This window comes from Stappia indica, from assembly GCF_009789575.1.
GTDB classification, from domain to species: Bacteria; Pseudomonadota; Alphaproteobacteria; order Rhizobiales; family Stappiaceae; genus Stappia; species Stappia indica_A.
Map to the genome: position 1 here is coordinate 4,177,686 of NZ_CP046908.1, position 13,321 is coordinate 4,191,006.

Below are 13,321 nucleotides of genomic sequence, written 5' to 3' on the forward strand. Positions count from 1 at the left end.
GGCAGCTGCGCACAAAATGCATGGCAAACGCCTGCTTTTCTTGATCTATTGCCTTGGCAGCCCACCTCTTTCCGGCCCTTGGGGTCTCCGGCGGATTTTCATGCTCTCACTCAGGCAAGCTCTTTTGACGCTGGCGATCGGCGCCCTCGGCGGCGGCGCGTTCCAGTTGGCCGGCTTGCCCGCAGCCTGGCTGGCAGGAGCGATGGTCGCGACCGCCACTGCGGTCCTGTCCGGCGTGCGTTGCGCCATTCCCGACCGTTTGCGCGACATGCTGTTCGTCGTGCTCGGCCTGACCATGGGCGCCGGCGTGACGCCGGAAACGGTGGAGCGGATCGGCGAATGGCCGGTGACGATGCTGCTGGTCCTCGTCTCGGTCGCGGCCGTGCTCGGCGCCACCTTCCTGTTCCAGCGCAAGGTCGCCGGCTGGGATCGCGATACCGCCTATTTCGCGGCGATTCCCGGTGCCTTGTCCTACGTGATGATCCTGTCGCTCTCCTATCCGCGCGCCGACACGATGCGGGTCGCGGTGGCGCAGACGCTGCGGGTGTTCATCCTGGTGTCCCTGCTGCCGCCGATCATCGTCGGCAGCGAGCCGGATGTCGCAGCCGCGGTTCCCGCCCTGCCGGTGGAACTCCTGCCGCTGGCGCTCGTCGCCGCGGCTGCACTGGTCTGCGGCTACCTGTTCCAGCGCCTGGGCGTCCCTGCCGGCTGGCTCACGGGTCCGTTCTTCGTCAGTGCCGCGCTCAATGCCAGCGGCATCGTGGCGGTGCACCTGCCGGAATGGCTGACCGTCCCCGCGCTCGTCGGGCTCGGCTGCATCATCGGCTGCCGGTTCACCAGCATCTCGCTGCGCGACCTGCTGCGGCTGCTTCTCGTCAGTCTCGGGGCCTTTGCCGTCGGCATGAGCATCGCCGTGGCGATCTCGTTGTTCGCATCCAGCCTCCTGGGTCTCCCCCTGGGACAGCTGCTGCTGGCCTACGCGCCGGGCGGGCTGGAGGCGATGACTTTGCTCGCCTACCTGCTCGATCTCGACCCGGCCTTCGTGGCGGCCCACCAGCTGGCCCGTTATTTCGGAATGGTGCTGCTGCTTCCCTTCGCCACCCGCCGTATCCTGGGGCCGCCCCAACGGGTCGTGTGATCGTCTCAGCCGCGCTGGGACCACTCCTCGGCCAGCCGCGCATAGACGAACTCGTCGCCCCAGCGTCCGTCGTGACGGTCGTTCTGCCGGAAATGCGCCTCTCGCCTCAGCCCGAGCCGCTCGGCCACCTTCACCGAGCCGTGGTTCTGCGTGTCGATCCGCGCGAAGATCCGGTGAAAGCCGATGTCCTCGAAACCGGCCCGCAGCATCTCGCGGGCGGCTTCCGTGGCATAGCCTGCGCCTGCATGGGCCGGATCGAAGATGTAGCCGAGCTCGCCCTGCAACGCGGCGGTGCTGGCGACCTTGAGAAGAACCTCGCCGAGAACGCTGCCGTCCTGCGAACGTTCGACCGCCAGCGTCATCGTCGCTCCGTCCTGCGACAGGTCCGGCTGGCGGGCGCGGTCGAACTGCTGCTGTAGCTCCTCCGCCTGCGGCGGGAAGCTGTAGAGGAAGCGGTAGACATCGGCGCGCCCGTGATAGGCCGCGTAGGCATCGAAGTCCTGTTGCCGGAACGGCCTCAGCACGAGGCGGGCGGTGCGAAGGGGAAGCGAGGGCAGGGCAAGCATCATGGCAACCTGAAATGAATCGCGGGAACAAGGAGGCGCGCAATAGGGAGACGCGCAAAGGGAAGGGCGCGCAAAGGCGAGGCGGGAGACAAGAAATGGGTGGTGCGCACGCCGGCTTCAAGGTCGCCGGGCAGCCAGGGCATCCGGTAAAGGCGCCGGAAAGGCCGGTTAAGGGCAGAAAAACCCAAAACAAATCGTCGCAGCCGTGCTTTTGCGGATGTTCCTGGCCGCGCTTTGCCGCAATCTGTCTTGACCTGGATCAAGGCAGCAATCGGCCGATCAGCCATACCTGCGCCTTGACCCTGCGGGGTTTGGATCACCAAGAGACTCGGGGCGCCCACCAATGGCTCAAGCTCAAGCCAAGTACATCACGATGGAGGAAGGCTTCTTCGCCACATTCCTCGTCGTGATCGCCTTTGCCTGCCTGATCATCGCCGGTAAGACGTATGATCAGGTCATGGCTTTTCACACCGCTATCGGCTCGCTCGCTGCGGCTGCCGGCGCCTTCATCATCTTCCGGAACTATTTCGAGGACCGGGTCCCGGCGCCGCAGGAAATCGGCGGCAAGCCGAACTACAACCTCGGTCCGATCAAGTTCGGCGCCTGGGCGGCCGTGTTCTGGGGTGTCGCCGGCTTCACGGTCGGCCTGATCATCGCCCTGCAGCTCGCCTATCCGGCGCTGAACCTCGACCTGCCCTGGACGAGTTTCGGTCGGCTGCGCCCGCTGCACACCTCGGCCGTGATCTTCGCCTTCGGCGGCAACGTGCTGATCGCCACGTCCTTCTACGTGGTCCAGCGCACCAGCCGCGCCCGCATGCCGGGCTCGATCGCTCCCTGGTTCGTCATCCTGGGCTACAACCTCTTCATCGTCATCGCCGGCACGGGCTACCTGCTGGGCGCGACGCAGTCGAAGGAATATGCCGAGCCGGAGTGGTATGCCGACCTGTGGCTGACCATCGTCTGGGTAGCCTACCTGCTCGTCTTCCTCGGCACGCTGTGGAAGCGCAAGGAGCCGCATATCTATGTGGCGAACTGGTTCTACCTCGCCTTCATCATCACCATCGCGATGCTGCACATCATCAACAACCTGACGGTGCCGGTGTCGGTGTTCGGGACCAAGTCCTACATCCTGTGGGCGGGCGTTCAGGACGCGATGGTGCAGTGGTGGTACGGCCATAACGCGGTCGGTTTCTTCCTGACCGCCGGCTTCCTGGCCATCATGTACTATTTCGTGCCCAAGCGCGCCGAGCGGCCGGTCTACTCCTACCGCCTGTCGATCGTGCACTTCTGGGCGCTGATCTTCCTGTACATCTGGGCCGGCCCCCACCACCTCCACTACACGGCTCTGCCGCAGTGGGCCTCGACGCTGGGCGCCACCTTCTCGATCATCCTGTGGATGCCCTCCTGGGGCGGTATGATCAACGGCCTGATGACCCTGTCGGGCGCCTGGGACAAGCTGCGGACCGACCCGGTGCTGCGCATGATGGTCGTCTCCATCGCCTTCTACGGCATGTCGACCTTCGAAGGTCCCTTGATGAGCCTGCGTGCCGTCAACTCGCTGTCGCACTACACGGACTGGACCATCGGTCACGTCCACTCGGGTGCGCTCGGCTGGGTCGGCTACATCTCCTTCGGCGCCCTCTACTGCCTGATCCCCTGGCTGTGGAACAAGAAGCAGGTCTACTCGCTGAAGCTGGTGAACTGGCACTTCTGGATCTCGACCATCGGCATCGTGCTCTACATCTGCGCGATGTGGGTCTCGGGCATCATGCAGGGCCTGATGTGGCGCGCCTACGATGCCATGGGCTTCCTCGAGTACTCGTTCATCGAGACCGTCGAGGCGATGCATCCCTTCTACGTCATCCGCGCCCTTGGCGGTGCCCTCTTCGTCGCGGGCTCGCTGATCATGGCCTACAACCTCTGGATGACCGTGCGGCACGGCGAGGCTGAAGAAGCCGAAGCCCTTCCCGCCGGCGCCATGGCTCCGGCCGAGTAAGGGGAGAGCAAGATGTCCATTTGGAAAAAACACGAAATCTTCGAGAAGCACTCCCTGGTTCTCGTCATCGGCATCCTGATCGTGGTCTCCATCGGTGGCCTCGTCGAGATCGCCCCGCTCTTCTACCTGAAGAGCACCATCGAGAAGGTGGAGGGCATGCGTCCCTACACCCCGCTCGAGCTGGCGGGCCGCAACATCTACATCCGCGAGGGCTGCTATCTCTGCCATTCGCAGATGGTGCGCCCGATGCGCGACGAACTGGAGCGTTACGGCCACTTCAGCCTGGCGGCCGAGAGCATGTACGACCACCCCTTCCAGTGGGGGTCCAAGCGCACGGGTCCGGACCTTGCTCGCGTCGGCGGCAAGTATTCGGACGAGTGGCATCGCGATCACCTGGTCGATCCGCGTTCGGTGGTGCCGGAATCGATCATGCCCGGCTACCCGTTCCTGCTCGAGGCAAAGATCGAGACCCGCGGCATCGCGGATCACCTGAAGGCCAACGTCGCCGTCGGCGTTCCCTATGACGAGGCCCAGGTCTCGGAGGCCGCCAGCGACATGCTCGCCCAGGCCTCGCCCGACAGCGCTGCCGTGGACGCCTTCCTGGAGCGCTATCCGAACGCCATCGTCCGCGATTTCGACGGCGATCCGAGCAAGGTGACGGAGATGGACGCGCTGGTCGCCTATCTCCAGATGCTCGGCACGCTGGTCGACTTCTCGATCTACGACAACAAGGCCAACCTGCGCTGAGGAGGCGGTGATGAACGAGAGTTACGAGGCCGTCGCCAGCTTCGCCCAGACATGGGGACTGGTCTACTTCGTGGTGCTTTTCGCAGGCGTGGTCGCCTATGCGCTGTGGCCGAGAAACGCCAAGCGCTTCGACGACGCGGCACAGATCCCCTTGCGGGAGGATTGAGACATGGCTGACGGGCATAAGAAAGAGGTCGACCACCTTTCCGGCGTCGAGACGACCGGGCACGAGTGGGACGGCCTGAAGGAACTGAACAATCCGCTGCCGAAGTGGTGGCTCTACATCTTCTACGCCACGATCGTGTGGGCGATCGGCTACTGGGTGGTCTATCCGTCCTGGCCGCTGGTCTCCAGCTACACGGCCGGCGTTCTCGGCGACAGCCAGCGCGCAAATGCTCTGGCCGCGTTCGAGGCCGGCATGGCGGAGCGGGCGCAGATCGGCGAGAAGCTGGTCAACGCCTCGCTGGAGGAGATCGAGTCCACCCAGTCGCTGCTGGAGTTCGCCATGGCCAACGGCCGTGCCGCCTTCGGCGACAACTGCGCCGCCTGCCATGGCAGCGGCGCACTGGGCGCGACCGGCTATCCGAACCTGCAGGACGACCACTGGATCTGGGGCGGCTCGCTCGAGGAGATTCACCAGACGCTGCAATACGGCATCCGCTCGGGCCACGACGAGGCGCGCTTCGGCGAAATGCCGTCCTTCGGCGCCGACGGCATGCTCGAAAAGGAGCAGATCACCCAGGTGGCGAACTTCGTCGGCAGCCGTGCGGGCCTCGAGCCGGAAGCGGGCGTCGACCTCGCCGCCGGCGAGCAGGTCTATGTCGAGAACTGTGCCGCCTGCCACGGCGACGACCTGAAGGGGATGAAGGAAGTCGGGGCGCCTGACCTGACCGCCAACAACTACCTCTATGGCAAGTCGATCGACGCGATCCGGGCGCAGGTCACCAATGCCCGCAACGGCGTCATGCCGGCCTGGGCCCCGCGCCTCGATCCGGCGACGGTCAAGTCGCTTGCGGTCTATGTGCATGCCCTCGGCGGCGGCGAATGATCCGCTGACGATCCGGCAGACATGCAGATAAGGCGCCCTTCGGGGCGCCTTTTTTGTTCTTCAGATGACGCCGCGTCTCCGCTGCGTCCGGCGGCGGCCGGGCGGGTTTTCCCCGTCGGATGCGTGAAAAAGGCGGCTTTCTTCAGGCTCTCGAAAGAATCGCCCCTCAGGGTATGTGTCGGATTTCAAGGCCGATGGCCGCGCGAGACGCCTTGCGCATGTCGGCGAAACACACGTTTGTGGAGCGTATTGTGAAAACCGTATCCAGTTCTTTCCTCGCCGTTCTGATGGCCGGCGTCAGTACATTGCCGGCGTTTGCCGCCGAGGACGTCGCCGACCGGATCTGGTCGGGCGGCCCGGTCCTGACCATGAACGACCGTGCCCCGCGCGCGGAAGCGGTCGCGGAGAAGGACGGCAAGATCATTGCCGTCGGCTCTGTGGACGAGGTGATGAAGCACAAGGGCGAGGGCACCGAACTCGTCGACCTCAAGGGCCGGGCCATGCTGCCGGGCTTCGTCGATGCGCACGGCCATGCCTTCATGATCGGCGTGCAGGCCGTATCCGCCAACACCCAGCCGGCGCCCGACGGCAAGGTCAATGACATCGCCGCGCTGCAGCAGACCTTGGGCGAGTGGAAGGAAGCCTATCCGGAGCGCATCAAGCGGCTCGGAACCGTGCTCGGCTTCGGCTACGACGATGCGCAGCTCAAGGAGCAGCGTCATCCCACGCGCGAGGACCTGGACGCGGTGTCGACGGACGTGCCGATCGTGATCATCCACCAGTCCGCGCATATCGGTGTCTTCAACTCCAAGGCGCTGGAGGCGGTAGGCATCACCGCCGACACCAAGAACCCGGACGGCGGCGTCATCCGGCGCGAGGATGGCTCCAGCGAGCCGAACGGCGTGCTCGAGGAAGCCGCCTTCTTCCCGGCCCTGATGAAGCTGGTCTCCGGTCTCGACAAGGAGGGCGGCGAGGAACTGTTCGTCGCCGGTACCGAGCTGCTGGCGAGCTACGGCTACACGACCGGCCAGGAAGGCCGCTCCACGCCCAATGTCGTGAAGCTGATGCAGGGGGCCTCCGATGCCGGACGCATCAAGATCGATGTCGTCACCTATCCGGACGTTCTCGTCGACCGCGACTTCATCGCCGCCAACGTGTCGCAAACCTATCGCAACGGGTTCCGTGTCGGCGGCGCCAAGCTGACCATCGACGGCTCGCCGCAGGGCTTCACGGCGCTGCGCGACCGCCCCTATTACAATCCGCCCTCGCACTTCCGCGCGGATTATGCCGGCTATGCGGCCGCCAGCAGCGACCAGGTGTTCGACGCCATCGACTGGGCCTTCGCGAACGACATCCAGGTCATCACCCACTCCAACGGCGAGGGCGCGTCGGACATGCTGATCGCGGCGATCAAGTCCGCGACCGAGAAGCACGGCAACGACGACCGCCGCCCCGTGCTGATCCACGGCCAGTTCCTGCGCCAGGATCAGGTCGGCTCTCTCGATGAGCTCGACATCTTCCCCTCGCTGTTCCCCATGCACACCTTCTACTGGGGCGACTGGCACCGCGACCGCACCGTCGGTCCGGTCAATGCCGACAACATCTCGCCGACCGGCTGGGTGCGCGAGCGCGGCATGATGTTCTCCACCCACCACGATGCGCCGGTGGCCTTCCCCGACAGCATGCGCATTCTGGATGCCACCGTGACCCGGCGCTCGCGGTCTGGCGATATCCTCGGCCCGCACCAGCGGGTCGATGTGATGACCGCGCTGAAGGCGATGACCATCTGGCCGGCCTATCAGCACTTTGAAGAGGGTCAGAAGGGATCGATCGAGACCGGCAAGGTCGCCGATCTCATCATCCTGAGCCAGGATCCGACGGCGATCGATCCCGAGACGCTGGACACGCTGAAGGTTCAGGAGACGATCAAGCACGGCGAGACCATCTACAGCCGCAAGGACGAAGAGAAGCAGGGCAACCTGCGGATGCGCCCGGGGCCGGACGGCAGCGACGCCCTCGGCAACTTCCTGCGCAACGCCTCGGCCAGCGTCGAGGCTGCCGGCGGCCATGCGCATGGGCCCGATCTTCTGTACCAGGCCTTTGCGGCCGGCTTTGGCGCACAGGCGCCTGCCAGCACCCGCTGACCGCAACACCCTTGCCGAACTGAAAAAACGCCCGGGATCGGATGGTCCCGGGCATTTTGCATCGTGAGGGGGAGAGAGCAGCCCCGCGTTAGTCGCGGGCGCCTGCGTCCTTGCGCAGAGCGCTCGGCCGTGCGCCGGTCGCCTTCCTGAAGGCACGTGCGAAGGCGCCCTGGTCGGTGTAGCCGAGCCGCCAGGCGATCTCCCCGACCGGCAGCCGCGTGCGTTGCAAGGCCCACAGCGCGTAGTCGAGTCGCGCCTCGTCGGTCATCGCCCTGAAGCTCGGCCCGTCCGCATCCAGAAGGCGGCGCAGGCTGCGTCCCGACAGGCCGAGATCGGCTGCAATGTCGTCTTGCGAGAACGGGCCCTGTCCGACGCGCCGGCGGATCGCCTCGCCGACGCGCTGCCCGGGATCGTCGCTGCGGCGCGCCTGCTGCAGGTGATCGGGCGTTGGCCCGGCGGACGGAAAGGCATCTGTCCTGATGGCAAGGTCGAGCAGCCGGGCCGGGAAGGCCAGCATGTTGAGCCTCTGGCCGTAAAGCGGCATGCAGCCGGCCTGCCGGGCCAGCGCCGCGCGGCAGCCGTCCTGCTCGTGTTCCAGTGCCAGTTCCGCCATTGGCACAGTGCCGGCGAACCTTTCGATCACCGCATGCAGGAAGCCGAGCGTGAATTCGGCATCGCGCGAGCGCGGCCAGATGCGCGGATCGTGGATGCGATAGGCGAGGGTGCAGGTGTCGCCCTCGACCTGCCGCTCGAAGGTGGTGCCCTCCTGCAGGGCCTGCAGGTCGGCGAGCAGCCGGGCGAGGAGGCCGCCGAGCCGCGTCTCCCCGAGGCCGGAGGGGAACAGCGTCGCCAGTGCGGGTGCCGCGATCTGCCGGCCGCAGGTCCACAGGCAGGCCTGCGTGCCGGCCTGGCGCCCGGCGTTTTCCAGCAGGGTCGTGAAGCGGTCGAGCGGGATCGCGTGCGACGGGGCGAGCGTGACGCTGAGGCCCGTCTCGGCAAAGGCGCGGGGAGCGTCGAGCCCGGCGCCGGCGAGCACGTCGCTGATCAGCGGCAGCGCTGCGGCGGAGATGGTCACCCGGCAAGCGGGCGAGGCGGGACTCAAGGGACGTTGCGAGGCGTGCATGGCCGGCTCCGGATCCGTCGCCCGATGGTGGGCGGCGGATCCGGGACTGTCAATCGCGGCGCGCGGCGGTCTGCGTTACTCCGGCAGGCGGATGGTGAGCGCCGGATTGTAGGGGAAGAAGTTGAAGGGTCGCAGCGTGAAGCCCTTCCACATGGTCGACATCACCGGCCAGTCTTCCGTGTGCGGCACATGGTGGAAGCCCATCGTGTACCAGGTGACGATGTCGGTGTTGCCGATGGGCCGGTCCTGCTGCGTCCAGGTCGCCAGCGTGTCCGAGCCGTCGCTCTGGAAGGCGAAGCGCCCGCCCGCATAGCGCTCGCTTGCGCTGTAGGGCGTGTTCCACAGCGTGTATTCCACATAGGCGTTGCGCTTCATCGGCATGTCGCCGGAATAGTCGAACGGCGAATAGGCGACGCTGTTGCCCGGCACGATCATGTAGCCCGGATGATGGCCGAGCGGGCCTTCCGCGCCCATGTTCATGACGTGATACATGGCGGGCGTGTCCGGATTGATCTTGTAGCGCCCGCCGAGCTCGCTCATCGCCATCTTCGTCTCCGTCACCCAGAACGAACGGCGCGGCGCCCCGTCCTCCGCCTTGCCCGGCACCAGCCCCGTGCGCATGAAGCTGTTGGCCTGGCCGTCGATGTCGAAGTCGAGGCGGAAGTTGAAGTAGTGATCGTGGTTGGGCGCGATCAGGTTCGGCGCGATCAAGGTGCCGTGGCGGGTTTCCTCCGCCGCTCCCTCGTCGCGCATCGACTTGATGACCGCGCCTTTCACCGCGTCGAGCCCGGTGGAGCCGACCATCACGTCGAGCCGCCCGTCCTGATGGAAGACATAGTCGACGAGATAGTCGTAATTGCCGACCTCGGAGGCCGAGCGCACCACCAGCTGGGTCGCGGGGCGCCCTTCCGCCGGCACCTGCTCGGCTTCGCTCTGCGCGAAGATCTCGAAGTGCCGCCAGGCCGGGTCGCCGATATTGCGCTCGAAGATGCAGATCGCATCGGGAATGGAGAGCGGCGTGCCCTGGTCGGTATGCACCACCGCCGGCAGGAAGGTGGCATGGGTCGGACAGTCGACGCCGGCCCTAAGCGGGGTGAGGAAGATGCCGAAGCCGTATTCGCCGCTGTCCATGTAGGTGCGCCAGTACCAGCCTTCGTCCGGGTCCATGTAGGGCACGAAGACCTCGGACAGATGCGCCTGGTAAAGCACGGAGCGCCAGCGCTCGCCGTCGCGCGCTTCGATATTCGACAGAACGACGCCGGGTCGCTTGTCGACCCGCGCCCGGAACCGCCAGATGTCCCAGGAGATCAGGCCGTTCTCGATGGTGACGTTGGAGCCGCCCGGCTGCGACAGGGTGACCGGATTGCCGCGCGGGCGCAGCGCGCCGGTACGGGCCTCCACTTCCGCTTCCGTATAGCCCCAGCCGTCCTCCGGCACGGGCCGCACGCCGGTATCGAACACCTCGGCCACCGATCCGGCATTGAGGTCGACCACCGCATAGAGCCCTTCCACGGGCTTGGCGTAGAAGTTGGAGCCCTCCGGCAGGACGTAGCACGGCACCTTCATCAGCCGCCGCCCGTCCTCTTCCGGCAGTCCGAAGCGGCCGGCGGTCAACGGCAGGCAGAACACCTGATCGGGCGTGAGGCCGCGCTTGGCCAGACCCTCGATGAACTGCGGATTGGAGGTCGCAAGCTCCATGGCGGTCATGAACTCGGCGACCAGGATCATGGTCTCGGCAGGCGCGGGTTCGACCGAGACCACACGGTCGCCCGCAAGGTCAACTTCCGCGACGAAGGCGCCCTCGCTCGTCTTGAAATGCACCTCGACGGCGCGGGGCTCCGGATCGCCTTCGCTCCAGCCGAGCACCAGGGACTTTTCCGGCTCCTGCAGCGAGATATAGGGGTAGAGCGTGCCGTCGCCCGTCCGTCCGGCCGCAGTCAGCAGGGCGACGGCCTCGGTGATTTCCGCCTCGGTCAAGGCGTCGAGCGGATGGCTCGCGGCCGGCAGCGCGGCCGATGCAAGCAGTCCCGCAGCCAAGCAGCCGGCTGCGAAGCGATGAATATGCGGCATGGGATGTGCCCCTCCTCAAAAGTCTTCCCGTCTGGACAGGCGGTGCCGGATCTGCCGTCCGGTCGTGACCGCCCTTGCGCCACGATAGGCCGCAGGAGAAGGAGCAGTTGTGCAATTGTGGCCAAAGGCGCAGGATTGGCGCGGATCTCCGGTGCCGCGGGCCTGTCTGCCTTGATGCCGATCAAGGCGGGCGGGGACGGGCAATGCTAGTCACATGGAACGACGAACGGCGGGATCTGGAGCCGGCGGCGGATTGTCGCGGTGTTGACGTGTCGCAATCCTGCCGCTCGCGGCCGGCGCTAGTGTCGCCCTGATCGGGTGAACCGCCGCTCCCAAGGGCACCCCGGCACGGGACAGCGGAGCCCAGTGACATGGACGGAACAATGCGCGCAGAATCGGATCCCTCCGGCGCCGGTGGCCAGCCGGACGAATGGTTTGCCTCGGCCAAGAAGATCTACCCCATGGCGGTGCACGGCACCTTCCGGAAGATCAAGTGGGCCGTGCTCTTTGCCACGCTCGGCATCTACTATTTCCTGCCCTTCCTGCGCTGGGACCGCGGTCCCGACGCGCCGGACCAGGCCGTTCTCATCGACCTTGCCGGCCGGCGCGCCTATTTCTTCTTCATCGAGATCTGGCCGCAGGAGGTCTACTACCTCACGGGCCTCTTGATCCTTGCGGCGATGGGGCTGTTCCTGATGAACGCCGTCGCCGGCCGCATCTGGTGCGGCTACCTGTGCCCGCAGACCGTGTGGACCGACCTGTTCCTGTGGGTCGAGCGCCAGATCGAGGGCGACCGGCGCGAGCGCATGCTGCTCGATGCCGAGCCCTGGACCGTGACCAAGGTCATGCAGAAGTTCTCCAAGCACACCCTGTGGCTGATGATCGCCTGGTGGACGGGCGGCGCCTGGGTGCTCTACTTCGCCGACGCGCCGACCCTGGTGAAGTCGCTCGCGACCGGCGAGGCGCCGTTCTCCGCCTATCTGTGGATCGGCATTCTCACCTTCACCACCTACGCGCTTGCCGGCCACATGCGCGAGCAGGTCTGCATCTTCCTGTGCCCCTGGCCGCGCATCCAGGCCGCCCTCACGGACGAGGACGCGCTCAACGTCACCTATCGCTACGACCGCGGCGAGCCGCGCGGCTCGCTCAAGCAGAACCGCAAGCGCGTGGACGAGGGACTGCCTGCCGGCGACTGCATCGACTGCTACCAGTGCGTCCACGCCTGCCCGACCGGCGTCGACATCCGCAACGGGACGCAGCTCGGCTGTATCCAGTGCGGGCTGTGCATCGACGCCTGCGACACGGTCATGGACAAGGTCGGCAAGCCGCACGGCCTGATCGCCTACGACACCGACGAGAACATCAAGCGCCGGATGGAAGGGCGCGAGACCGTCGTGCGGATGGTCCGGCCGCGCACCATCATTTATGCCGCGATCATCGTACTGGTCGGCGCGATCATGGCCTATGCGCTGGCCACGCGTCAGCACGAGGGCATGAGCGTCCTGCATGACCGCAACCCGATCTATGTCGAGTTGTCCGATGGCGGCGTGCGCAACGGCTACACCATCCGCATGCTCAACAAGCGGCTGAGCGCACGCGAGTTCGCCCTGTCGGTGGAAGGCATGCCCGAAGGCACCCGCATCGAGGCGGTCGGTATCAGCGAACATGCGGACGGTGCCCCGCTCGTCACCGTCGGGGTCGACACCACGCGCGAACTCCGCGTGCTGGTCTTCTCGCCGGCGGGTGCGCAGCTCGACAAGTCGACGCCGATCACCTTCCGCCTGCGCGATACGGCGAGCGGCGACACGGCGACCGTGGGCGACTTCTTCAAGGCGCCCTAAGCCGCGGGCGGCACGTACTAATCCGGACCGGAGGTCTGCGGCTGTCGCAGGCCTCCCCCTTCCGGTAGGATCGCCCGCATGTAAACTGCATTGGACCAGAGGCACGACATGACCGCATCCCACGCCGCAACGAGGCGCCCGACGACCGAGCGCCCGACGACCGAGCGCAAGGTGACGGGCCGCACGGTGTTGATCTGGCTCGGCGGCTTCTTCTTCGTGATGCTCGTCGCCAACATCTTCTTCGTCTATTTCGCACTGTCCTCCTTCCCCGGCGTGGTGACCGACCGCGCCTACGAGGCAGGACAGGCCTATAATCGCGACATCGCGGCTTCCCGCGCTCAGAGCGAGCTGAACTGGAACGTCAGCGGCAATGTCACGCGCGGCGATGACGGCATCGCCCGGATCGAGGTTTCCGCGCTCGATGCTGCCGGCAACCCGCTGACCGGCCTGTCGGTCGAGGCGACGCTGCAGCGCCCGGCAAGCCCGGAGCCGGCCCGCCAGCTGGTGCTGAGCGAAGGCGAGCTCGGCCGCTATGCGGCGCAGGCAGAGGATGTCGCGCCGGGCCGCTGGATCCTTCAGCTCGATGCCAGTTCGGGCAACGAGGGCGAGACCTTCCGTTCGCAGAACCGGGTCTTCTTTTCCGAATAG

General features: G+C 66.2%; 11 protein-coding genes. 8 read left to right on the plus strand and 3 right to left on the minus strand.

What is annotated here, in order from left to right; genetic code table 11:
* Nucleotides 1–100: 100 nt before the first annotated feature.
* Nucleotides 101–1,138 (plus strand): AbrB family transcriptional regulator, encoded by a 1,038-nt coding sequence (locus GH266_RS19415; RefSeq protein WP_158195301.1) that lies wholly within the window; start codon nucleotides 101–103, stop codon nucleotides 1,136–1,138.
* 5 nt (nucleotides 1,139–1,143) lie between these two features.
* Here GH266_RS19415 and GH266_RS19420 read toward each other — a convergent pair whose 3' ends face one another.
* The gene (locus GH266_RS19420; RefSeq protein ID WP_425329551.1) at nucleotides 1,144–1,707 is read right to left on the minus strand and encodes a GNAT family N-acetyltransferase; all 564 of its coding nucleotides are present in this window, start codon (nucleotides 1,705–1,707) and stop codon (nucleotides 1,144–1,146) included.
* Between the two features lie 340 nt (nucleotides 1,708–2,047).
* Here GH266_RS19420 and ccoN point away from each other — a divergent pair, with 340 nt between their 5' ends.
* From ccoN to GH266_RS19445, 5 genes are all read left to right on the plus strand, one after another.
* Nucleotides 2,048–3,700, plus strand: coding sequence for a cytochrome-c oxidase, cbb3-type subunit I (gene ccoN, locus GH266_RS19425; RefSeq protein WP_158195303.1), 1,653 nt, complete (start codon nucleotides 2,048–2,050; stop codon nucleotides 3,698–3,700).
* Between the two features lie 12 nt (nucleotides 3,701–3,712).
* The gene (ccoO, locus tag GH266_RS19430; RefSeq protein ID WP_158195304.1) at nucleotides 3,713–4,447 is read left to right on the plus strand and encodes a cytochrome-c oxidase, cbb3-type subunit II; all 735 of its coding nucleotides are present in this window, start codon (nucleotides 3,713–3,715) and stop codon (nucleotides 4,445–4,447) included.
* A 10-nt stretch (nucleotides 4,448–4,457) separates the two neighbouring features.
* Nucleotides 4,458–4,613, plus strand: coding sequence for a cbb3-type cytochrome c oxidase subunit 3 (locus GH266_RS19435; RefSeq protein WP_158195305.1), 156 nt, complete (start codon nucleotides 4,458–4,460; stop codon nucleotides 4,611–4,613).
* A 3-nt stretch (nucleotides 4,614–4,616) separates the two neighbouring features.
* The gene (gene ccoP, locus GH266_RS19440; protein ID WP_158195306.1) at nucleotides 4,617–5,495 is read left to right on the plus strand and encodes a cytochrome-c oxidase, cbb3-type subunit III; all 879 of its coding nucleotides are present in this window, start codon (nucleotides 4,617–4,619) and stop codon (nucleotides 5,493–5,495) included.
* A 251-nt stretch (nucleotides 5,496–5,746) separates the two neighbouring features.
* Complete coding sequence (locus GH266_RS19445; protein WP_209001494.1) at nucleotides 5,747–7,639, plus strand: amidohydrolase; 1,893 nt, start codon at nucleotides 5,747–5,749, stop codon at nucleotides 7,637–7,639.
* An 88-nt stretch (nucleotides 7,640–7,727) separates the two neighbouring features.
* Here the strand turns inward: GH266_RS19445 and qhpR are convergent, their stop codons facing one another.
* Nucleotides 7,728–8,762 carry an AraC-like transcriptional regulator QhpR gene (gene qhpR, locus GH266_RS19450; RefSeq protein WP_158195307.1) on the minus strand — a complete coding sequence of 345 codons (1,035 nt, stop codon included), beginning with the start codon at nucleotides 8,760–8,762 and terminating at the stop codon, nucleotides 7,728–7,730.
* A 75-nt stretch (nucleotides 8,763–8,837) separates the two neighbouring features.
* On the minus strand, nucleotides 8,838–10,832 hold the full coding sequence (locus GH266_RS19455; RefSeq protein ID WP_158195308.1) for a copper amine oxidase: 1,995 nt from the start codon (nucleotides 10,830–10,832) through the stop codon (nucleotides 8,838–8,840).
* Between the two features lie 383 nt (nucleotides 10,833–11,215).
* Between GH266_RS19455 and ccoG the strand changes: the two genes are divergently transcribed.
* Both ccoG and GH266_RS19465 read left to right on the plus strand, forming a co-directional pair.
* Complete coding sequence (ccoG, locus tag GH266_RS19460) at nucleotides 11,216–12,673, plus strand: cytochrome c oxidase accessory protein CcoG (protein WP_209001495.1); 1,458 nt, start codon at nucleotides 11,216–11,218, stop codon at nucleotides 12,671–12,673.
* Nucleotides 12,674–12,781: 108 nt separating this feature from the next.
* On the plus strand, nucleotides 12,782–13,321 hold the full coding sequence (locus tag GH266_RS19465; protein ID WP_158195309.1) for a FixH family protein: 540 nt from the start codon (nucleotides 12,782–12,784) through the stop codon (nucleotides 13,319–13,321).